This is a genomic window from Paucibacter sp. M5-1, from assembly GCF_027498415.2.
GTDB lineage: Bacteria > Pseudomonadota > Gammaproteobacteria > Burkholderiales > Burkholderiaceae_C > Roseateles_E.
Map to the genome: position 1 here is coordinate 4,872,489 of NZ_JAPZLM020000001.1, position 22,127 is coordinate 4,894,615.

The following is a 22,127-nucleotide window of genomic DNA, read 5'->3' on the forward strand; positions in this document are numbered from 1 at the left end:
CATGGACCTCCCGCGCGATTCCGAGTTTCCGCCCGATCTCAGCCCGCTGGCCTGGGTGCAGGAAGAGCTGCGCCGCTCGCTGGAGTCGGTTCACAAGACGCTGCGCCGTTTCCTGCGCGAGGCCGATGGCCGGGCCTCGGTGCTGGGCATCGACGCGCCGGCCAGCCCGCCGCTGCTGGCGGCCGCCGCCCAGCTGCACCAGGTCGCCGGCGTGCTGGTGCTGGTGGGCCTGCCCGGTGGCGCGACGGTGCTGCGCGCCGCCGAGACGGCGGTGCAGAAGCTGGCCCAGCAGCCGCTGAACATCGATCTGGCGACGGTCGAGATCATCGAGCGCGCCGACTTTGCGCTGCTGTCTTTTGTGGCCCGCCTGCTGGCCGGCAACAAGACCTCCAGCCTGGCGCTGTTCCCGCCTTACCGCGAGCTGCAGACGCTCAACGGCGCCGAGCGCATCCACCCGGCCGATCTGTGGCCGCAGGAGTTCGCCTGGCGCGATCTGCCGGTCGACCCGGTGGCCAAGCCGCTGGCGCCGGAGGCCGTGCGCCGCGCCTTCGAGGCCAGCCTGCTCAAGCAGATGCGCTCACCGCGGCCCGAGCATGCGGGCCTGCTCAGCGATCTGTGCGCCGGATTGGCAGCCGGACTGGCCGGCGCGCAGGCGCGCACCTTGTGGCAGTTGGCGGCGGCCCAGTACCAGGCCCAGGCCCTGGGTCTGCTGAGCCCCGATACCTATGCCAAGCGGCTGGGCTCGCGCCTGTTGTCGCAGCTGCGTGCCGGCGGCGCGGCGGCCTCGCAGCGCCTGGCCCATGACCTGCTGTTCTTCTGCGCCCAGGCGCGCCCCGACCCCGCCGCAGCGCGGCTGATGGCGGTGCGCGAGGTCTATGGCCTGGGCGAGGAGTCCGGCGGCAATTACGAGGACGACTCGCTGGGCCGCATCGACCCGGCCTGGGTCTCGCAGGCGCGCCGGCGTGTCAGCCAGGCCAAGGAAAGCTGGTCCTCGGCGGCCGAGGGTGAGACCCACCGTCTGGCCGGCCTGGACGAACAGTTCGCCGGCCTGAACGAATCGCTGGGCCGACTCTTCCCCAGCGGCGAGGTGCTGGGCGAGACGCTGCAGCGCGCGGTCGTTGCGACGCTGCGCTCGAACCAGCCGCCCAAGCCCGATCTGGCGATGGAAGTGGCCACCGGCCTGCTCTACGTCGAGGCGGCGTTGGACGATGCGGCCTTCGACCAGCCGGAGCAGGCCGAGCGCGTGCGCCGGCTGGCGCAGCGGGTCGAGGCGGTCTCGCATGGCGAACCGCCGGCGCCGCTGGAAGCCTGGATGGAGGATCTGTACCGCCGCGTCTCGGATCGCCAGACCCTGGGCAGCGTCGTGCACGAGTTGCGCGCCAGCCTGTCCGAGGTCGAGCGCCTGGCCGACGAGTACTTCCGCAATCCGAGCCAGCGCCAGGTGCTGATCCCGGTGCCGGGCCAGCTGCAGACCATGCGGGGCGTGCTGACCGTGCTGGGCCTGGACCAGGCGGCCCAGGCCACCGTGCGCATGCGCGACGAGGTCGATGCGCTGGCCAATACCGAGGTCGATCCCGAGCTGGCCGGCCCGCGCGAGCTGTTCGAGCGCCTGGCCAACAATCTGGGCGCGCTGGGATTCATGATCGACATGCTCAGCGTCCAGCCCCAGCTGGCCAAGCGCATGTTCCATTTCGACGAGGCCACCGGCCGGCTCGACGCGGTGATGGGCCGGCGCAGCGATGCGGTGAGCCTGCCGCCGCTGGACAGCGCTGCGGAACCCAGCCTGCTGAGCCAGGTGCAGGCGGCGGCCCAGGCTGCCGCCGATGGCGAGCGTCCGGCCGAGGAGCTGGCGCGCGATCTCGAGCGGCTGTCGCAGCAGGCCCGCGCCGCCGACGAACCGGGCCTGGCCCATGCGGCGCAATCGGCCCAGCGCCTGCTCGACGAGGCCCTGCCGACCCTGCCGCTGCCGCTTGACCCGTCGGCGCAAGACCTGGCCCCGGTGGCGGACGAAGAGCTCGACACCGCGCTGGCCCAGGCCGCGCAATCGCTCAACCAGTTCCTCGAAGCGCATGCGCCGGCCGCCGTGCCGGTCGCCGCGCCGGTCAGCGCGTCACCGCAGCTCGACGAGGACATGCTGCCCATCTTCCTGGAGGAAGCCGAGGAGGTGATCGCCAATGCCCGCGAGGCCTTGGCGCTGCTGGAGCAGGACCACCACGATGTCGAGCAGCTGACCACGGTGCGACGGGCCTTCCACACGCTCAAGGGCAGCTCGCGCATGGTCGGGCTGAACGCCTTCGGCGAAGGTGCCTGGGCCTGCGAACAGCTCTACAACACCCGCATCGGCGAGCAGACCGGCGCCGACCCGGCGCTGCTGGCCTTCACCGCCGAGGCGCTGGACTATCTGGCCGACTGGTGCGAAGCGATCACCAGCCGCCGGCCCGGCCCGCACCAGCCCGACGGGCTGCGCAACAGCGCCGATGCGCTGCGCCTGGAAGGCCGCGTGCTGCCGCTGGATTGGCCGAGCTCGGGGGCGGTGCCGCTGAGCAGCGAGCCCGAGTTGCCGGCCGAGCCGGAGCTGGCTCAGGCTGTCGAGCCGGAACCGGAACCGGGACCGGGACCGGAACCGGAACCGGAACCGGAACCGGAACCGGAACCGGAACCCTTGCCCGAGCAGGAGGCCCTGCCCGTGCCCGAGGTGGTCGCCGACGATGCCGGCTTTGTGCTGGATCTGCTGCCGCCGACCGCGCCGAGCGCCGCGCCGACCATCGAGCTGCCCGAGTTCGAGCTGCGCCTGGATCTGGGCGAGCCCGAGCCCGAGGTCGAGCCGCTGCTGCATTCCGCGGCGGCGCCGCTGCTGGAGCTGGTGCCGCCCCCGGTGCCGCCTGCCCTGCCCGAGCCTATCGAAGAGATCGAGGCGGAGGCAGAAGACAGCGTCAAGGTCATCGGTCCGCTGCGCATCAGCATCACACTGTTCAATATCTTCCTCAACGAGGCCGACGAGCTGTCGCGCCGGCTCTCGACGGTCCTGGCCGAATGGGCGCTGGAGCTGGCCGTGCCGGTGCCGGCCGACGCCGAGGCGCTGGCCCATGCGCTGGCCGGCAATGCGGCCACCGTGGGCTTCGAGGACCTGTCGGCGCTGGCGCGCGCGCTGGAGCATGCGCTGGGCCGCGCCGCCCAGGCGGGCTCCTACGAGGCGCGGGATGCCGAGCTCTTCGTCGGCGCGGCCGACGAGTTGCGGCGCCTGCTGCATCAGTTCGCCGCCGGTTTCCTGAAGACGGTCGAAGGCGATCTGCTGGCGCGTCTGCACGACTATCAGCCGGCACCGGTCGAGCTGGTCGACTCCGGGGTCATGGGCTTGGAGCCGCCGCAGGACTTCGCGGCCCGGGCCGAGCTGGCCGCCAAGGACGCGGCCGGCTTTGTCGGCGGACAGCCCGACGACATCGATGCCGAGCTGTTCCCGATCTTCGAGGAAGAGGCCCAGGATCTGCTGGAGCAGCTGCATGCCAGCCTGCGCGACTGGCTGGCCAGCCCGCAAAGCCGCGCCCGGGCCGATGCCTGCATGCGCTCGCTGCACACCTTCAAGGGCGGCGCGCGCCTGAGCGGCGCGATGGGGCTGGGCGAACAGGCCCACAAGCTGGAGTCCAGCGTCGAGGCCCTGCTGGGCCAGTCCGAATTGGACGGCGGCGATCTGCGTGAGCTGCAGTCGCAGGCCGATGCGCTGGAAGCCAGCTTCGAGCAGCTGCGCCGCCGGCTCAAGCAAGGGCCTGCCGAGGCGCAGGCTCCGGTGCCCGCGCCGGAAGCCGAGCCGGAAGCCGAGCCGGCCGTCGTGGTTCCCGTGGCTGCCGTGGTCGAGGACGATGCCGTGGTGGTGGCCGAGGAGCCGCTGACGCTCGATGCCGGCCCGCAGATCGACTGGTCGCGCTTTGGTCGGGGCCAGCAGGCCGGGGCCGAGGAGGCCGCCGCCGTGTCGGCCCAGCCGCTGGTGCGGGTGCGTGGCGCGCTGCTGGAGCGCATGGCCACCCAGGCCGGCGAGGTCAGCATCCGGCGCGCACGTCTGGAGTCCGAGCTGGCCCAGATGAAGAGCGCGCTGCTCGATCTGGACGACAACCTGGATCGTCTGCGCAGCCAGCTGCGCGAACTGGAGGTGCAGGCCGAGGGCCAGATGGGCTCGCAGCAGGAGGCGGCCAAGCTGGCCGGGCGCGACTTCGATCCGCTCGAGTTCGACCGCTACACCCGCTTCCAGGAATTGACCCGCATGCTGGCGGAGTCGGTCAACGACGTGGCCACCGTGCAGCGCTCCTTGCAGCGCAATGTGCAGCTCGGCGAGGATGAGCTGGCCGGACAGTCGCGGCTGACGCGTGAGCTGCAGGACGATCTGCTGCGCACCCGCATGGTCGAGTTCGATGCCAGCCTGGCCGAACGTCTGCACCGTGTCGTGCGCCAGGCGGCGCGCGATTCGGGCAAACAGGCCACGCTGACCATCGTCGGCGGCCATATCGAACTGGACCGCAGCGTGCTGGAGCGCCTGACCGGTGCCTTCGAGCACCTGCTGCGCAACAGCCTCAGCCACGGCATCGAGACGCCCGAGGCGCGCGTCGCCGCCGGCAAGCCCGAGAGCGGCACGATCACGCTGCGCCTGGCCCAGGAGGGCAACGAGGTGCTGCTGGCCTTCAGCGATGACGGCGCCGGCCTGAACCTCGCGCGCATCCGCGAGCGCGGCGAGATGCTGGGCCTGATCGCCCAAGGGGCCGAGCTGGAAGACAGCGCGCTGATGGAGCTGATCTTCGCGCCGGGCTTCTCGACCGCCAGCGAGGTCACCGAGCTGGCCGGCCGTGGCGTCGGCATGGACGTGGTGCGGGCCGAGGTCAGCACGCTGGGCGGCTATGTCGACATCCATTCGACACCGGGCCAGGGCGCGGGCTTCGATCTGCGCGTGCCGCTGACGACGGCGCTGACCCAGGTGGTGCTGCTGCGCTATGGCGAGCACAAGGTCGCGGTGCCGGCCGCGCTGATGGAATCGGTGCAGCGTCTGCCGCTGGACAAGATCGAGCAGGCCTACGACAGCGCCAGTCTGCAGCACGGCGATACGACGCTGCCCTTCTACTGGCTGGGCGGCCTGATGAAGCACAGCGGCCGCGGCGTGCTGTTGGGCCGAACCCTGCCGGTGATCTTCATCAAGAGCGCGCACCAGCGCCTGGCCCTGCATGTCGACGAGGTGCTGGGCAACCAGGAAGTGGTGATCAAGAACCTCGGCCCGCAGCTCAGCGGCGTGCCGGGCCTGGCCGGCATCAGCCTGCTGGCCTCCGGCGATGTGGCCCTGATCTACAACCCGGTGGCGCTGGCCCATTGGTACGGCCCGGCGGCGCAAAGCCATGCGCAGCAGGCGGCCGTTAGCGCGGCCTCGCCGCTGGACGCTCCCGAGGTGCTGGCGCCGCTGGTGCTGGTGGTGGACGACTCGCTGACCGTGCGTCGCGTCACCCAGCGCCTGCTGGAGCGTGAGGGCTACCGGGTGCAGCTGGCCAAGGACGGCATGGATGCGATGGAAAAACTGTCCGGCGACGAGCTGCCGGCGGTGGTGCTGTCCGACATCGAGATGCCGCGCATGGACGGCTTCGATCTGGTGCGCAATATGCGTGCCGACGCGCGCCTGGCCGGGCTGCCGGTGATCATGATCACCTCGCGCATCGCTCAGAAGCACAAGGATTACGCACAGGAGCTGGGGGTCGACCACTACCTGGGCAAGCCCTATGACGAAGAGCTGCTTTTGGATCTGATAGGCAGATACACTTCGTCGCAAATTGCGGTGACGCAATAGAAGCCGATCCTGGACCAGATCCGGGGCATCATGGAACAAGGCAAGGCGCCCGTCGTGGCGCCTTGTTCGTGTCTAAGTCGGGCGCCATGTCTGAAGTCGTTGAGCATCTTGCCGAGTTGACCGGATTCAGGGATCGTGACGTGATGGACGTGACCCTGGTCTCGGCCCTGCGCGATCTGGTCGAACCGCTGTCGGTGGCGATCTTCCGGCTGGTCGGCGAGGCCGGGCAGGAGCGCTGGCTAACGCGCGCGCGCCTGGTCGGCGACGCGGCGGTGGCCAGCGCCGACTCGGTCTGGGCCGAGCGCCTGCCCAGCGCCCAGTCCCACCCCGACCGGCTGGACTGCATGCACGAGCGCCATGTGCTGCAACGCCGCGAGGGCGAGCACTGGCTGACCCTGTTCCCGATCGCCACCGAGCGCGAGGTGGTCGGGGTGCTGGAGATCGAGTCGCGCGAGAAGCTGAAGAACTCGGATCAGCGCCTGGTCGGCAGCATCCTGCGCATCTATCACAACTTCCAGGGCCTGCTGGACTACAGCGAGCGCGACACGCTGACCGGCCTGCTGAACCGCAAGACTTTTGACGAGAGCTTTCTGAAGGCCGTCGGCAACGGCTCGCCGGCCAGCGCCATCGAGCAGGCCGACGACGGCCGCCGCCACGAGGGCCAGCGCCCCAGCTACTGGCTGGGCGTGATCGACATCGACCATTTCAAGCGCGTCAACGACAACTTCGGCCACCTGATCGGCGACGAGGTGCTGCTGCTGCTGTCGCGCCTGATGCGCAACAGCTTCCGTTTCCACGACCTGCTCTACCGCTTCGGCGGCGAGGAGTTCGTCGTGCTGATGCGCTGCACCGACGAGCTCGACGCGGCCCAGGCCTTCGAGCGCCTGCGCCTGAATACCGAGGCCTACCAGTTTCCGCAGGTCGGCCGCATCACCGTCAGCATCGGCTTCACGCCGGTGCGCCCCGAGGACTCGCCGGCCAGCGCCTTCGAGCGCGCCGACCGCGCCGTCTATCACGCCAAGAGCGCCGGCCGCAACCAGGTGCAAAGCCATGCGGCCCTGCTGGCCATGGGGCTGATGCAGGAGCCGGCCAAGCTCAGCGCGGTCGAGCTGTTCTGAGCCGGCGCCCGAGCAGCGCCGGGTCGCTATGTGCGCCAGCGCACAGTGAGGCGGGCCGCTTGCCCGGATAGTTGCCTTGAGCGCACAGCCAAGGAGCTTCCGATGAGCAAGGCCACCACCCCCGATGCCGGCGCTGTCGTGCGCACGCTGTGCTGCCCCCACTGCCAGGGCTATATCTACCGCGTCCCGCGCCGCCTGCGCGACATCTGGTTCAGCGCCCTGGTCCCGGTGCGGCGCTACGCCTGCCGCTCGATGCACTGCGGCTGGGAGGGCAATCTGCGCCGGCCGTCGGGGCGACAGCGCGGCGGCGAGGCGGACGATCAGCGCAGCTACATCCTCTAGGCGGCGCCGACCGGCGCCAGATAGCGCGCCTCGAACACCTCGCCGGCCAGCGGTCGGCTGAACAGAAAGCCCTGCATCTCGTCGCAGCGCAGCTCGCGCAGCAGCGCCGCCTGGGCCTCGGTCTCGACACCCTCGGCCACCACCTTCAGGCCCAGCGCATGAGCCAGGCCGACGATGGTGGAGACCAGGGCCAGGCCTTGCGACCCGCTGTCGATAGCGGCGACAAAGGACTGGTCGATCTTCAGCGTGTCGACCGGCAGCCGCGCCAGATAGCTCAGCGAGGAGAAGCCGGTGCCGAAGTCGTCGATCGCGATGCTCACGCCCATTGCGCGGATCGCCTGCAGGCAGGCAATGCTGTGCTTGACGTCTTCCATGATCAAGGTCTCGGTGATCTCCAGTTCCAGGCTGGCGGCGGCCTGCGCATCGCCACCGATGGCCTGCCCGATCTCGTCGATGAAGCCGGGGTCGCGCAGCTGCAGCGGCGATACATTGACGGCGACGCGCACCGCCGCCAGCCCCGCCTGGCGCCAGCGCCGGCTGTCCTCCAGGGCCTTGCGCAGGGCCCAGCGTCCCACCTCATGGATCAGCCCGGTCTCCTCCAGCACCGGAATGAAGCGGCCCGGCGGCACCAGGCCCGAGATCGGGTCGTGCCAGCGTATCAAGGCCTCGGCGCCGCTGAGCCGCGCGCCGGCCAGCGCCATCTTGGGCTGGTAGTGCAGCACGAACTGCTGCTGCGTCAGCGCCAGACGCAGCTGGTTCTCCAGGGTCAGTTTGCCGGCGACCGTGGCATTCATGGCCTGCTTGTAGAGCAGGTAGCGGTCGCCGCCGGCCTTGGCCTTCTTCAGCGCGGCCTCGGCATTCTTGAACAGGGTCGCCGCGTCACCACCATCGGCCGGGAACAGCGCCACGCCGACCTTGACCGAGACGCGGAACACCGCGTCATTGAGCCGGAACGGGTGCTCGAGAAAGGCCGCGATGGTCTTCTCCAGCAAGCGAGTCACCTCGCCGTCCGGCTTCACCACCGGCAGCATCGCGGCGAAGTGATCGGCACCGATGCGCGCGAACAGGCCGGCGTCGCCGGCCTTGTGGGTCAGCCAGTCGGCCACCTGGCGCAGCAGCGCATCGCCGGCCGCCCGGCCGAGGCTGTCGTTGATGTTCTTGAATCGTTCCAGATCGACCAGGAACAGCGCCAGCCGGTGGCCGCCGGCGGTGGCGCTGCGCAGATGCTGGGTCACGCGGTCCAGGAACAGGCTGCGGTTGGCCAGGCCGGTCAGCTCGTCGTAGTAGGCCAGATAGTCAAGCCGCTGCTGCTTGCCGATATGGTCGATCGCGAACGCGATGTCGCCGGCCAGCTCGCCCAGCAGGGTCAGCTCCTCGGCATGGAAGAACTCGCTTTCGCTGGCGTATAGCGCCAGCACCCCGACCGGCGCGCCGCGCACGATCAGCGGCAGCACGGCCATCGAGCGCACGCCGGCCTCGATATAGCGCGGGCCCAGCAGCACCTGCGGGTCGTGCTGCGAGTCATTGGCGACGATGGCGCGCTGCTCGCGCAAGCTGCGCGCGATCATGCTGCTGGCCGCGCCCTCGGGCGAGGCCAGCAAGGCCCGTATCGCCGCCAGCAGCGCCGCATCGACGCCGGCCGAGGCCTGCGGCACGATGCTGGCCGAGCCCGGCTCGACGGCGCCGATCAGGGCCATGCGGAAACCGCCTTGCTCGATCGCGATCCGGCAGGCCTGGTCGAACAGCTCCTGGGGCTTGCCGACGCGCACGATCAGCGCATTGATGCCGCTGAGCACCGCATGGACGCGGTTCAGATAGGCAATGCGCTGCTCGGCCAGCTTGCGCGTGCTGATGTCGCGCACCAGGGTCACGATGGTCCAGCCGGCGTCGGTGCGCTGCGCCTCGCGGCGCAGTTCGAGCCAGATCTTGCGGCCGTCGGAGCGGCTGCGCCTGAGCTCGATCGGGGCCTGGCGGCCGCTGCCGCCGATCAACAGGTCATAGCTGTGCTCCAGCGCGGCGCGGCTGATGTCCAGCATCGCCCAGGGCTCGACGGCCAGCAGCTGCTCGCGCGTGAGTTCGCGCAGCCGGCAGGCCGCATCGTTGACATGGACGAAGCGCATGCTGGCACGATCGGTCAGAAAGATCGCGTCCGAGGTGGCATCCATGGCCGCCGCGAAGCGCCGCAGCGTCTCCTCGCTGCGCTTGCGCTCGCTGATGTTCAGATGCATGACCACGGCGCCGCCGGGCTGCACCTCGTCCAGCGGCGTCACCGTCATCAGGAACCAGCGCTGCTCCTGCGGCCCATGGCAGGGGTACTCGATCGCGAAGCGGGCCAGGCCCTGGTGCAGGACCGCGCGGATGCCGGCGGCCACCGGCCGTGCTTCCTCGCAGTGCTGGGCCCGGTCGCAGACCTGCAGATAGTCGGCACCGACACCCCAGCGCGCGCCGTGCGGCGCATTGCCCTCGGCAAAGCGCTGCCAGGCCTTGTTGACCGAGACGATCACGCCGCGGTTGTCCAGCACCGCGATATGGGCGGGCAAGGCATTCAGGATGGCGGCCTGCTTGATGGCCTCGTGCTGGCGCGAATACTCCTGCGAGCTGCGCAGCTGGAAGGGCCGGCCCAGATGATCGGCCACCGCATCGACCTCGCCGGCGGTCAGGTCTTCGAGCCGCTGGCCGACCGCATGCAGGTCTTCGATCAGCTCGCTGATCTCGGCCTGCGGTGCCAGTGCGCGGGGCGGGGTCGGCCTCATGTGGGCTCTTCCGTCAGCCCCAGCGCCAGCAGCACCGGCCGGGTCGGGGTCAGGCTGCCGACGATACGGCGCTGCGGCACCGGCGCCAGCCTGATCAAGGTCGGGGTCAGAAATATGCCGTCCGCCAGCGCCTGCTGCGGCGCGGTGAAGACATCGACCACCTCGATCTCGTGGCGGTCCGGCAGATGCTGGCGGCACAGCGCGGCCAGATTGGCCAGCGCCTGGGCGGAGTTCATCGAATCGCCGGCCACATAGAGTCGGAACTTGAACGGGGTGGGGTGGAGGCTCATGGCGTCGACGGCGTCTGCGCGCTGCTCTCGGCATCGGCGCCGCGCAGGCTGGCCAGGTCGCGGCGCCGCAGCGCCAGCGCCTCGGCCCGGCTGGTGCCGCTGCGGGTCAGCGCCGCGATCTCGTCGCGCTTGGCCTGCAGCTGCAGCTGCAAGGCCTGCAGCCGCTCGGCGAGGACCTGCTCGGCCTGTTCGCCGGCCTTGCGGTCGAGCTGCTCCTTCTCCCAGCGCAGCGTGCCCATCAGCACCTCGCCATGGGCCGTGTAGGCATCGGCCAGGGTCACTCCGGCGCTGCTCAGTATCAGCTCGCGCACCTGGTTGGAATGGGCGCTGCCGCGCGACTTGACGATGGACAGGCTGCGGTTGCGCTCGCCGGCCTGCACCAGGTAGTTCAGGTGGATCCAGGTGTCGGCCAGGGTCGAGATCTGCAGTGGCGAGCCGTCGGCCGGCCGGCTCGAGATCTCGTCGAGCAGGCTGGTGCACAGCAGCGTGATGCCCTCGCCCTTGGCCCAGTCCATCAGCCGGTCGGCGACGCTGTGCGCGGTCAGGTCGGTGCCCGATTTGGCCCAGGTCGAGACCGGATCTATCACCAGGCAGCGGGCACCCTGCGCCTGGGCCAGGGACTTGATGCGCAGCAGATAGGTCTCGGCGCTGCCGCTGATGCTGCGCGACGACACCATCTGCAGGAGTCCGCTTTGCACATGGCGCTCCAGCGCGATGCTCACCGAGGCCAGATTGCGCACCACCTCGGCGCAGTCCGAATCGAAGCTGATGAAGAGGCAGGGTTCGCCGCGCTCGCAGGCCGCCGCCGCGAAGGCGCCGCTCAGCGTCGTCTTGGCGGTACCGGAGAAGCCGGTGATGAGCACGCTGGCGGCGCGGTAGTAGCCGCCGTCCAGCATGGTGTCGAGCCGTGCGAGGCCGCTGGAGACGCGCTCGTGGCTGACCCGCGCATCGGCGCGACGCGGCGTGCGCGCGACGGGCACTTCCAGGCCGGTATGGCCGATCAGGAAGGGCGCCTCGTTTTCATCGAAACCCGAGCCGCGGTACTTCTGCACCCGCAGCGTGCGCTCCGAGACGCCCAGCACGACGCCGTGCCGCAGGATCACGACGCAGTCCAGCATGAACTGCATCAGTACCAGCGGCGCCGAGCCGCGATCCTCGGCCTCGTCGAGCCCGCTCTTCGCCGTGATGATGGCGGTCAGCGCCCGCGCCTGCAGCCATTGCTGCAGACGCTGGACCTCACGCTGGCGTGCCGCCGCATCGGGCAGCAAGGCCAGCAGCACATCGAGCGCGTCGAACACGATGCGCCGCGCCCCCATCGCCTCGGCCCGCTCCTGCAGCACCGCCAGCATGCCGCCGAGGTCGAAGTCGCCCGCGCACTGCTGATCGGGCAGCGGCTGGGCATCGAGGAAGAACAGCCGCTCGGGCGGCAGCGCGTCGAGCCGCCAGGCAAAGCTGCGCGCATTGATCAGCAGGCGTTCGGCCGTCTCCTCGAAGGCGACGAAGATGCCGGGCTCGCCGCAGGCCTGCGCGCCGTGCGACAGGAATTGCAGTCCGAACAGCGTCTTGCCCGAGCCCGGACCACCCAGCAGCAGGGTGGTCCGCCCGGCCGGCAGGCCACCGCCGGTGATGCTGTCGAAGCCGGCGATGCTGGTGGCGACCTTGCCGATCGAAGCCGGGCCGACCGCGGGCGGCGAGCCGCTGCTCAGCTGGGCCACCGCGAGGTCCGCCGGCAGGCCGGGCCCGGCGCGTCGCTGCAGGCCAGTTCCAGGGCCTCGTACCAGGGCCAGTCCAGCACAAAAGGCCAGAGCCGGCGCCGGTCGGGGCCGCCCGCATGCGCGGTGAAGCATTGCGGGTCGTGATGGCGCCGCAGCCTGCGGCCACGAGGGCTCGCTGGCATCAAGTCCGGATTGCTGTTTGTTTTTGCTGACATAAACCACTCCCTGCCGATAGACGGAGCCTGCCTACCGCGCGCTCGCAGCGCGCAGGTAGGCGGGGCGGACCGCATCGTTCGGGGGGCCTGGCAAGCGCTCCCCGATGCCTGCAGCATGGCGCAGCGGCGCCGCGCCGTCCGTGCGCTGGCGAACACGGGACTCGCATCAATGCAGCACCGTGTCGGCATGCGGCGGATACGGGGCGGGCGGCCCCGACTCCCCCGGCATGCCGGCGAGTTGGCTGGCGAAACCGTGGTTGATGTCGCGGTGGTGCGCCTCGTCGGCACGCACCAGCAAGACCACATCGCGCAGCCGCGCATCGGCCGCCATCTGCCAGTAGTGCAGCGCGATCGCCGGTGCCGGCACATTGGGCGTGCGGCCGGCGTCTATCTCTTCCAGGTAGAGCGTGTAGCTGAGCACCGCTTCTTCCTCGAAATACCCGACCACCCGATGCGCGGTGCGCGGCGACAGCAGATAGAGCACAAAGAAGCCAAGATAGAACAGCCATTGCGCCAGCAGGATGGTCCAGCGTTCGAAAGCCGTGGGCTTGGCGATCGCGACGAAGGTCATCAGGTGCATGCGCTCGTTCTCGGCCTCCTCCATCAAGGTGCGTATCCAGCCCTGGTCATCGATCATGCGGCGCAGGCAGCGCAGATGGGTCAGGCTCGCGCCCACCATGCCGGGCACGGCCGCCACCGTCTCGAGCACGATGGCGCGGTGGCCGTAGCGCTTGGCAAAGAAGGTGTCCGCCGCCCAGCGCAAGAGCTTGGTGAAGCCCAGCGCGAGGCGGTCGGAAAAGGCCGTCGGGGCATGGTGGCGGGCGGCCATGGGGCTCAGGCCTGATGGTTGACGAAGAAGGCCCTGACTCAGGCGCGCTGCGCCAGCAGCTCGGTCTTGCGTGCGGCCAGCTGGGCGCCGAGTTCATCCATGTCCAGGTCGGTGGACTTGGCCTTGGGGAACATCTCGCCCTGTTCTTCCTTGACGTGATGCTTGACGAACTCGGACAGCACCTTGATCTTGGCGTCGAACATCTCGCCGTCAGGCTCGATGCCCTCGACCTGGGCGATCAAGGCCTTCAGGCTGGCGTGCTCGACGGTGGCCTCGGGCACCAGCACCTTGTCCTTCAAGGCCTTTTTGACGGCGGGGTAGAAGATTTCCTCCTCGACCTGGGCATGCACGCTGAGCTCGGTGCAGATCTGCGCCACCAGCTGTTTCTTGGTGGCGACCGAACGGCTCTTCTCATAGCTCGCGAACAGCTCGCTGACGCGCTTGTGGTCGGCGCGCAGCAACGCCGTGGCGTCTTGCGCGGTCGGGGCTTCAATGGTTTTCTGGGGGCTGGCAGTTTTCATGGCGATCCTTGCGGGGGGAGGGGACGAACCGGAGGACCCGGTGGGCGAGTCGCCATCTTGTGGCTTGAGGTCGTCGGCGCCCGTCGGGCAAGCGAGCATGCGTTTGTAGGTGCGGGGCTTGTTTGCAGCGTGCGCTGGCCCACATGGCAGGCTTCAGCCCGGCGGGCTGCTGCGGGTAGTGTCGTGCGTGGTGTCGTGCGTGGTGGCGCGCAGGGCGCCGCCCGCTGCGGCCGCCAGTCCGGCAAGCAGCGCACCCGCCAGCAGCAGCGCCAGCAGGCCCAGCGCCGCATAGGCAAAGGTCTGGCGTGTCAGGTCCGAGGCCTGCCGGTTTGCGATCTCGCTGCGCCGCAGCTGCTCGCGGGCCAGGGCATAGGTCTGACCCACCCGCTGCTCGGCCTGCGCACGCGGCAGGCCGGACTGCCGGCTCAGCAACTGGCCGAGGTAGCGCTGGTCGGACGAGGGCAGCACCCCCATTTGCAGCGTGTTGCCAAAGATGCGCCGGATCTCCTCCTGCGTGCTCGCGCTCAAGGCCTGACCGCCGGCCGGCGCGGCGGCGTCGGTGCTGAACAATCGATCAAGCAACTCGCTGCCGTCAGGCTTGAGCGACGCCGGTTCCGGGCGCGCGCCGGTATTCATGGCCGCCAGCAGCGCGAGCGTCAGCAAAAAGGCCATGAGCCAGGCCAGCAGGCCATGGGCCGGGCCGTTGAGAAAGAACTCGTCATGCCGCTGCCGCACCCGTCGGGTCCTCATCCACCCCGCCAGATAGCCGCCGATGCCGGCGGCCAGCAGCGACGTCGTCAGCCCCCAGGCCAGCGTCGTGGCATCGAATTCGGACCGCTTGCCCAGCAGCAGCGGGACCAGGGTCAGCAGCGACAGCGCGGTGGCCGCCGCCGCGCCGGCGATGCTGGCGCTCCAGCACACCGTGCCGGCGCGCGGGCGTGCGGCGGCAGGCGCCGCGAGGTCGACGGGCGATGATGGGCTGGGCATGGGGCATCCGGTGAAGCGATGCAGCGATGCTGGCGCGAGGCCCGCGCGCCGGCCATGAGGCAAACGAGCGAGTCCTTGTAGGAGGCGGCCGCGTCTCGGTGCGCGCCGCTCAGCGGCGGAACTGGCGGGCCACGAAGGCCCAGACCATGCGCGAGGCATCGGGCCCCTGGCCGTCGCCAAAGGGCTGGCTGGCCAGGCCGCCGCTCCAGGCATGGCCGAGCCCGTCCACCTCGACCAGGCTGGCCACGGTCGTCGCGCCGCGCTTGACGTCGGTCACCGTGCTCGGATAGCGCTTGCCGCGTCGCACGCTGCGTGGCTGGGTCACGCGTGCATCCGCGGCCTCGGCCCAGGCCAGCACGGCGGCCCGCCCATTGCTGGGTGCGACCACCGCGTCGCGGCTGCCATGGATGACCAGCAGCGGTGGCCAGGCGCTGGCCGCCGGCGCCGGCAGCGGCTCGGTGGCACGCCGCCCCCGCATCGCGCCCAGCGCCGACAGACCTGAGTGGGCCGTGCCGGGCGGAATGCCCGAGTGCATCACCACGGCCTTGAAGCGCTCCGGATAGCGGCTCGCCAGCAGCGCCGCCATGCTGGCCCCGGCCGACAGTCCGGCCAGCGCGACGCGCTCGCGATCGGCCGGGTAGAGCAGGCAGACCTGGTCGATCGCCTGCAGTATCAGCGCGGCCTCGTTGTAGGCGCGGCCCGAGCGGGTGTCGAACCAGTTCCAGCAGCCCTGGGCATTGGCGAGCCGGTCCTGCTCGGGGTAGATCACCAGAAAGCCCTCGCGCGCGGCGACCCGGTTCATCCGGGTGCTGGCGGCAAAAGCCGGCGCGCTCTGGCCGCAGCCATGCAGCATCACCAGCAGCGGCAGGCGCTCGCCGGGCTTGAGCCGCAAGCCGGGCGGTCGGTAAAGCCAGTAGCGCCGCATGCCGGCCGGGCCCATCACCGCGCCGGCCAGCCAGTCGCCAGCACCGGGCGGGGGCTTGCGGCTGGCCAGCACCGGCTTGATCGCCTTCGCGACGGCCCGGCGGCCGACCCGCAGGTTCGAGCGCGTCAGCGCCGACCAGCTCTGCTGCATCAGCCGGGTCCAGGCGGCGGCGGGCTTGCGTTTGGCCATCGGGGGCGTGTTCCGGAGTGCAGGGCAGGCCACCCTAACAGCTCGGACGGCCGGGCTTTGTGTCATGCCACACACAGGCCCGGGCGAATCTGAAGTCTTCATGAGTTCTTAATCAATCGATTGATTAAACCCCCTTATGATCGCGCCATGTCCAGTTCCGCCCCCTCCCAGCCCGGCACCCGCGAGCGCATGCTTGCCGAGGCCACCCGCATCTTTGCGGACAAGGGCTTCGACAAGGCCAGCACCCGCGAGATCTGCCAGGCCGCCGGTGTCAATATCGGCTCGATCTCCTATTACTTCGGCGACAAGCAGGGCCTGTACCGCGAGGCCCTGGTCCAGCCTATCCTCGATCTGCTGGCCCAGGTGCCGGCCCCTGATGCCGAGGTCCCGCTGCAGGACTGGCTGCGCGGCTTTTACGAGGCCTTGCTGGCGCCGCTGCGCTCCGCTGATGGCAGCGCGGCCCAGCTGATGCGCCTGCTGGGCCGTGAGATGCTCGAGCCCAGCCTGGCTTACGAGCAGCTGTGCGCCCAGCACCTCGGGCCCCAGCATGCGGCGCTGATCGAGATGCTGCGCCAGCGCGTCGGCGCGGCCGAGGCCGATCTGGGCCTGCAGCATCTGGCCCATGCGTTGACGGCCCTGGTGCAGGACTACTGGATGTCGGCCGACTATATGGAGGCGCTGGCTCCCGGCGTCGTCTACGGCCCCGGCGCCTATGAGCGCGTGCTGGCGCGCATGGTGGCCTATGGCTCGGCCCTGGTGGAGCAGGAGCGCCTGCTGCGCCTGAGCCCGCCGCCCCCCTCTACCCACGGAAGAAGCTAGCCCATGAATTCCTCCTTGTTGCACCGGCCCAGGCGGGCCGGTCTGGCGCCGCTGTGCCTGCTCGTTATTGCGCTCGGCGGCTGCGCCGTCGCGGCGGCGCCGCGTGCCGAGCTGCCGGCGCCGCCGGCCTGGCAGGCCGGCTTGCCGGCGCTGTTGCCCCATCAGGGCAGTCCCGAACAGCTGCGCCAGTGGTGGGCGCGCTTCGACGACCCGCTGCTGGCCGAGCTGATCACCCAGGCCCAGGGCGCGAACCCGGGCCTGCAGCAGGCGCTGGCCCGCATCGGCCAGGCGCGCGCCGCCGCCGGCCTCAGCGCCAGCGCGGGGTCGCCGCAGCTGGGCCTGGCCGGCAGCGCCGGCCGGTCCCGCTCGGCCGTGCCCTCGAACGAGCCGGCGCGCGGCCAGGCCAGCCTGGGCCTGGACGCGAGCTGGGAGATCGATCTGTTTGCCCGCGTGCGCCAGCAGGCCCAGGCCGCCGGCGAACGGGCCGCCGCCAGCGAGCTGGACTGGCACCAGGCCCGTGTCAGCCTGGCGGCCGAAGTGGCCCGGCAATACCTGAGCCTGCGCAGCTGCGAGCAGCTGCTGGCCATCGGAGAACGCGAGGCCGAGTCGCTGGGCCAGCTGGCGCTGCTGGCGCGTGACAAGGCCCGAGTCGGCTTCGAGGCGCCGGCCGCCGCCGATCTGCTGGAGGGCGCGGCCGCTGAGGCGCACAGCCGCCGCCTGGCCCAGCGCGCCGACTGTGATCTGGCGGTCAAGGGCCTGGTGGCGCTGACCGCGCTGGACGAGGCGGCGCTGCGCCAGCGCCTGAGCACGGCCACCGCCCGCCTGCCGGCCCCGGCTCTATTTGCGCTGCCGCGCCTGCCGGCCGAGCTGCTGGCCCAGCGCCCCGATCTGGCGGCCTCGGAGCGCCTGGTGCTGGCGGCCTGGGCCGAGCGCGGCGCGGCCGAGGCCGAGCGCTTTCCGCAGCTGCGCCTGAGCGGCTCGCTCAATATCGGCGCGCTGCGCGTGGCCGGCTTGCGCGACGACGGCAGCGGTTGGTCGCTGGGCCCCAGCCTGAGCCTGCCTTTGCTGGACGGCGGCGCGCGCCGCGCCCAGGTCGATGCGGCCCAGGGCCGTTACGAGGAGGCGCTGGCGGCGCATCGCGGAGCGCTGCTGCAGGCGGTGCGCGAGGTCGAGGAGGCGCTGGTGCGGCTGGACTCGGCCCAGGCCCGCGAAAGCCATGTGGCGGCCAGCGTCTCGGCCTACGAGCGCTCGCTGGCCGGCACGCAAGAGCGCTGGCGCCAGGGTCTGGCCAGCGCGGCCGAGCTCGAAGACGCGCGCCGGCTGGCGCTGAATGCCCAGGCCAGCCTGGTGCAGGTGCAGGAACAACGGGTCGCCGCCTGGGTGGCGCTTTACAAGGCCAGCGGTGGTGGCTGGCAGCAAGGGAGTAGCTCATGAACAAGACATTCAACACCGGCCTGCTGGCTGCTGCGCTGCTGATCGCAGCGGGCGCGGCGACAAGCCAGACGGCAGCCAAGGCCAAACCGGCGCTCAGCGTCAATCTGGTCAGCGCCAGCGCGCAGCAATGGGAGCAGGCCGTGCAGGCCGGCGGCACGGTGGCCGCCTGGCAGGAGGCGGTGGTCAGCGCCGAGCTGTCCGGGCTGCGCCTGGCCGAGGTGCGGGCCCAGGTCGGCGACCGGGTGCGGCGCGGCCAGCTGCTGGCCAGCCTGGCCAGCGAGACGGTGCAGGCCGAGCTGGCGCAGAGCCGCGCGGCCGCCGCCGAGGCGCAGGCCCTGCTGGCCGGCGCCCAGGCCGATGCCGAGCGGGTGCGCAGCCTGCAGACCAGCGGCAGCGGCGCGCTGAGCGCTCAGCAGGCCCAGCAATACCTGGTGCAGGAACAGGCGGCCAAGGCCCGCTTCGAGGCCGCCCAGGCCAAGGTGCGCAGCGAGGAACTGCGCCTGGCCCAGACCCGCATCGTCGCGCCCGACGACGGCCTGATCGCTGCCGCGCCGGCCATCGTCGGCGCGGTGGCGCAGCCGGGCCAGGAACTGTTCCGCCTGATCCGCAAGAGCCGGCTCGAGTGGCGTGCCGAGCTGCCCAGCGCCGAGCTGGCCCGGCTCGCGCCGGGCGCCGAGGTCGAGATCGAGCTGCCCGACGGCCAGCGCGCCAGCGGCCGGCTGCGCCTGGTCGGCCCGACCGTCGATGTGCTAAGCCGCAACGGCCTTGCCTATATCGATCTGAGCCCGCACGCCGCTTTGCGCGCCGGCAGCTTTGTACGCGGCCGCATCCTCCTGGGCCGCAGCCCGGCGCTGGCGCTGCCGCAGGCGGCGGTGCAGCTGCGCGACGGCTTTGCCTATGTGTTCAAGGTTGGCGCCGATGGCCGGGTGCAGCAGAGCAAGGTCAGCATCGGGCGCCGCCTGGGCGACAAGATCGAGCTGCTGGCCGGGCTGAAGGCCGGTGAGCGCGTGGTCGCCAGCGGCGTCGGTTTCCTGGCCGACGGCGATCTGGTGCGGGTGGTGGACGGGAGCAAGTCATGATGAATGTCTCGTCCTGGTCGATCCGCAATCCGATTCCGGCCATCCTCCTGTTCATCATGCTGACCCTGCTGGGCTTGGCAGGTTTTCGCTGGATGAAGATCCAGAACTTTCCCGATATCGACCTGCCCACCGTGACGGTCAGCGCGGCGCTGCCCGGGGCCTCGCCGGCCCAGCTGGAATCGCAGGTGGCGCGCAAGATCGAGAACCAGATCGCGACCCTGCAGGGCGTCAAGCACATCTACACCTCGCTGAGCGACGGCATGGCGACGATCACGGCCGAGTTCCGGCTCGAGAAGCCCACGCAGGAGGCACTGGACGATGTGCGCGACGCGGTCTCGCGGGTGCGCTCCGACCTGCCCGGCGAGATGCGCGATCCGGTGGTCTCCAAGCTGGAGCTCTCGGGCACGCCCATCCTGACCTACACGGTGGCATCCAGCCGCATGGACGACGAGGCGCTGTCCTGGTTTGTCGACAACCAGGTGGCCAAGTCCATGCTGGCCGTGCCCGGGGTCGGCGCGGTCGGCCGGGTCGGCGGTGTCAGCCGCGAGGTGAGGGTCGAGCTCGACCCGGCCAAGCTGCAGGCGTTGAACGCCACGGCCGCCGATGTCTCGCGCCAGCTGCGCCAGATCCAGCAGGAGGCCTCGGGCGGGCGTTCCGATATCGGCGGCGCCGAGCAGTCGGTGCGCACCATCGCCACCGTGGCCTCGGCCGAGGAGCTGGCGGCGATGGACATCGCGCTGGCCGATGGCCGGCGCCTGCGCCTGGACCAGCTGGCCAGCGTCAAGGACACGGTGGCCGAGCAGCGCTCGGCGGCCCTGCTGAATGGCAAGCCGGTGGTGGGCTTCGAGATCACCCGCACGCGGGGCGCCGGCGAGGTCGAGGTGGCGCGCGGCGTCGCGACGGCCTTGCAGGCGCTGCGCGCCGAGCACCCGGAGATCGAGATCGTCGAGGCCTTCAACTTCGTCGACCCGGTGCAGGAGAACTATGACGGCTCGATGGTGCTGCTCTACGAGGGCGCCTTCCTGGCCGTGGTCGTCGTGTGGTTCTTTCTGCGCGACTGGCGCGCCACCATCGTCGCCGCGACGGCGCTGCCGCTGTCGGTGGTGCCGACCTTTGCGGCGATGTATTTCCTGGGCTTCACCGTCAACACCGTGACCCTGCTGTCGCTGTCCCTGGTGGTGGGCATCCTGGTCGACGACGCCATCGTCGAGATCGAGAACATCATGCGCCATCTGCGCATGGGCAAGACGCCTTATGAGGCGGCGATGGAGGCGGCTGACGAGATCGGGCTGGCCGTCATCGCGACCACCTTCACGCTGATCGCGGTCTTTCTGCCGACCGCCTTCATGAGCGGCATCGCCGGCAAGTTCTTCGTGCAGTTTGGCTGGACGGCGGCGATCTCGGTGTTCTTCTCGCTGGTGGTGGCGCGCATGCTGACGCCGATGATGGCGGCCTACATCCTGAAGCCGCCCACCGGCGAGCATCACGAGCCGCGCTGGCTGCTGCGCTACACAGGCTGGGCCCGCTGGTGCCTGCAGCACCGCATCAAGACGCTGCTGGCCACACTGGTGTTCACCGCGGGCTCCTTCGGCCTGGCCGGCCTGCTGCCGACCGGCTTTATCCCGCCCGATGACCTGAGCCAGACCCAGGTCACGCTGACCCTGCCGCCGGGCAGCAGCTTTGCGCAGACGGCCGAGCTGGCCGAGCGGGCGCGCCAGATCGTGCAGGCCAACCCCCATGTCAAGCTGATCTACACGGCCATCGGCGGCGGCAGCGCCGGCGCCGATCCCTTCGCGATGGGCTCGGCTTCCAGCATCGGCAAGGCCACGTTGACCCTGAACCTGACCCACCGCGACGAGCGGCCCGGCCTCAGCAAGCAGGCCATCGAGGCCCAGCTGCGCGAGGCGGTCGAGCTGATCCCGGGCGCCCGGGTCAAGGTCGGCTTCGGCGCCTCCAGCGAGAAGTATGTGCTGGTGCTGGCCGGCGAGGATGGCCGCGTGCTGGCCGAGCATGCGCAAACCGTCGAGCGCGAGCTGCGCGGCATTCCCGGCATCGGTGCGGTGACCTCCAGCGCCAGCCTGACCCGGCCCGAGCTGATCGTGCGGCCCGACTTCGCGCGCGCCGCCGACCTGGGCGTCAGCGCCGCCGCCATCGCCGAGACGCTGCGGGTGGCCACGGCCGGCGACTACGAGCAGGAGCTGGCCAAGCTGAACCTGGCGCAGCGCCAGGTGCCGGTGGTGGTCAGGCTGCGCAGCGATGCGCGCGCCGACCTGGGCTATCTGAGCCGCCTGCCGGTGCCGGGCAGCCATGGTCCGGTGCCGCTGGGCAATGTCGCCAGCCTGGCGCTGGACAGCGGCCCCTCGCAGATCGACCGCTATGACCGGCTGCGCAATATCAATATCGAGATCGAGCTGAACGGGCAGGCGCTGGGCGATGTCGAGCGCCAGGCCCTGGCCCTGCCCAGCCTGCAAAGCCTGCCGCCGGGCGTGATCCAGACCACGGTGGGAGACGCCGAGGCGATGGCCGAGCTGTTCGACAGCTTCGGTCTGGCAATGCTGACCGGCGTGCTGTGCATCTACATCGTGCTGGTGCTGCTGTTCAAGGACTTTGTTCAGCCGCTGACCATCCTGGCCGCGCTGGTGCTGTCGATCCCGGGCGCCTTCCTGGCGCTCTACCTGAGCCAGACCGCGCTGTCCATGCCCTCGATGATCGGCCTGATCATGCTGATGGGCATCGCGACGAAGAACTCCATCCTGCTGGTCGACTACGTCATCATCGCGCGCCGCGACCATGGCCTGCCGCGCTTCGAGGCGATTCTCGATGCCTGCCGCAAGCGCGCCCGGCCCATCGTGATGACGACCATCGCGATGGGGGCCGGCATGCTGCCGATCGCGCTGGGCTGGGGGGTGGACCCGAGCTTCCGCGCGCCTATGGCCATCGTCGTGATCGGCGGGCTGATCACCTCAACCTTTCTGAGCCTGCTGGTGATCCCCATCGTCTTTACCTATGTGGACGATGCGGTGCAGCGGCTGCGGCCGCGGCGGGCCAAGGCCTCACAAGCCCTGACTTCCGCCAGGCCCTGAAGCCGGCCCCATA

Annotated in this window: 15 protein-coding genes; 7 read left to right on the forward strand and 8 right to left on the reverse strand. The window is 70.5% G+C overall.

The features are described 5' to 3' along the window. Position 1 precedes the first annotated feature (1 nt). The 3 genes from O5M90_RS23170 (at position 2) to O5M90_RS23180 (ending at position 7,275) form a co-directional block, all read left to right on the forward strand. Positions 2-5,815, forward strand: coding sequence for a hybrid sensor histidine kinase/response regulator (locus O5M90_RS23170; protein ID WP_269837924.1), 5,814 nt, complete (start codon positions 2-4; stop codon positions 5,813-5,815). An 86-nt stretch (positions 5,816-5,901) separates the two neighbouring features. Beyond that, complete coding sequence (locus O5M90_RS23175; RefSeq protein WP_137943163.1) at positions 5,902-6,933, forward strand: GGDEF domain-containing protein; 1,032 nt, start codon at positions 5,902-5,904, stop codon at positions 6,931-6,933. 102 nt (positions 6,934-7,035) lie between these two features. Beyond that, a complete protein-coding gene (locus O5M90_RS23180) occupies positions 7,036-7,275 on the forward strand; it encodes a hypothetical protein (protein ID WP_137943162.1) in 240 nt (79 codons plus the stop codon). On the opposite strand, the gene O5M90_RS23185 is transcribed toward O5M90_RS23180, so the two are convergent. The 8 genes from O5M90_RS23185 to O5M90_RS23220 form a co-directional block, all read right to left on the reverse strand. After that, on the reverse strand, positions 7,272-10,028 hold the full coding sequence (locus O5M90_RS23185) for a sensor domain-containing protein (RefSeq protein ID WP_269837923.1): 2,757 nt from the start codon (positions 10,026-10,028) through the stop codon (positions 7,272-7,274). The two genes, O5M90_RS23180 and O5M90_RS23185, sit on opposite strands and share 4 nt — an antisense overlap. Next, the gene (locus O5M90_RS23190; protein WP_269837922.1) at positions 10,025-10,318 is read right to left on the reverse strand and encodes a circadian clock KaiB family protein; all 294 of its coding nucleotides are present in this window, start codon (positions 10,316-10,318) and stop codon (positions 10,025-10,027) included. Before O5M90_RS23190 ends, O5M90_RS23185 begins: the two co-directional genes overlap by 4 nt. Next, a complete protein-coding gene (gene kaiC / locus O5M90_RS23195; protein ID WP_269837921.1) occupies positions 10,315-12,033 on the reverse strand; it encodes a circadian clock protein KaiC in 1,719 nt (572 codons plus the stop codon). Before kaiC ends, O5M90_RS23190 begins: the two co-directional genes overlap by 4 nt. Continuing rightward, positions 12,021-12,215, reverse strand: coding sequence for a hypothetical protein (locus O5M90_RS23200; protein WP_171018271.1), 195 nt, complete (start codon positions 12,213-12,215; stop codon positions 12,021-12,023). Before O5M90_RS23200 ends, kaiC begins: the two co-directional genes overlap by 13 nt. Before the next feature lie 199 nt (positions 12,216-12,414). Then, positions 12,415-13,077 (reverse strand): alternative oxidase, encoded by a 663-nt coding sequence (locus tag O5M90_RS23205; protein WP_269837919.1) that lies wholly within the window; start codon positions 13,075-13,077, stop codon positions 12,415-12,417. Between the two features lie 38 nt (positions 13,078-13,115). Next, on the reverse strand, positions 13,116-13,598 hold the full coding sequence (locus O5M90_RS23210; RefSeq protein ID WP_269837918.1) for a hemerythrin domain-containing protein: 483 nt from the start codon (positions 13,596-13,598) through the stop codon (positions 13,116-13,118). A 153-nt stretch (positions 13,599-13,751) separates the two neighbouring features. Continuing rightward, the gene (locus tag O5M90_RS23215; RefSeq protein WP_269837917.1) at positions 13,752-14,585 is read right to left on the reverse strand and encodes a hypothetical protein; all 834 of its coding nucleotides are present in this window, start codon (positions 14,583-14,585) and stop codon (positions 13,752-13,754) included. 109 nt (positions 14,586-14,694) lie between these two features. Next, positions 14,695-15,699, reverse strand: coding sequence for an extracellular catalytic domain type 1 short-chain-length polyhydroxyalkanoate depolymerase (locus O5M90_RS23220; protein ID WP_262971201.1), 1,005 nt, complete (start codon positions 15,697-15,699; stop codon positions 14,695-14,697). A gap of 147 nt (positions 15,700-15,846) precedes the next feature. On the opposite strand from O5M90_RS23220, the gene O5M90_RS23225 reads away from it, so the two are divergent. The 4 genes from O5M90_RS23225 to O5M90_RS23240 are packed head-to-tail and all read left to right on the forward strand — an operon-like array spanning position 15,847 to position 22,114. Next, positions 15,847-16,518, forward strand: coding sequence for a TetR/AcrR family transcriptional regulator (locus O5M90_RS23225; RefSeq protein ID WP_269837916.1), 672 nt, complete (start codon positions 15,847-15,849; stop codon positions 16,516-16,518). A gap of 3 nt (positions 16,519-16,521) precedes the next feature. Next, positions 16,522-17,952, forward strand: coding sequence for an efflux transporter outer membrane subunit (locus tag O5M90_RS23230; protein WP_269837915.1), 1,431 nt, complete (start codon positions 16,522-16,524; stop codon positions 17,950-17,952). Further along, the gene (locus O5M90_RS23235; protein ID WP_269837914.1) at positions 17,949-19,031 is read left to right on the forward strand and encodes an efflux RND transporter periplasmic adaptor subunit; all 1,083 of its coding nucleotides are present in this window, start codon (positions 17,949-17,951) and stop codon (positions 19,029-19,031) included. The genes O5M90_RS23230 and O5M90_RS23235 overlap by 4 nt, the downstream gene beginning before the upstream one ends. Beyond that, the gene (locus O5M90_RS23240) at positions 19,031-22,114 is read left to right on the forward strand and encodes an efflux RND transporter permease subunit (protein WP_269838362.1); all 3,084 of its coding nucleotides are present in this window, start codon (positions 19,031-19,033) and stop codon (positions 22,112-22,114) included. Before O5M90_RS23235 ends, O5M90_RS23240 begins: the two co-directional genes overlap by 1 nt. Positions 22,115-22,127: the final 13 nt, after the last annotated feature.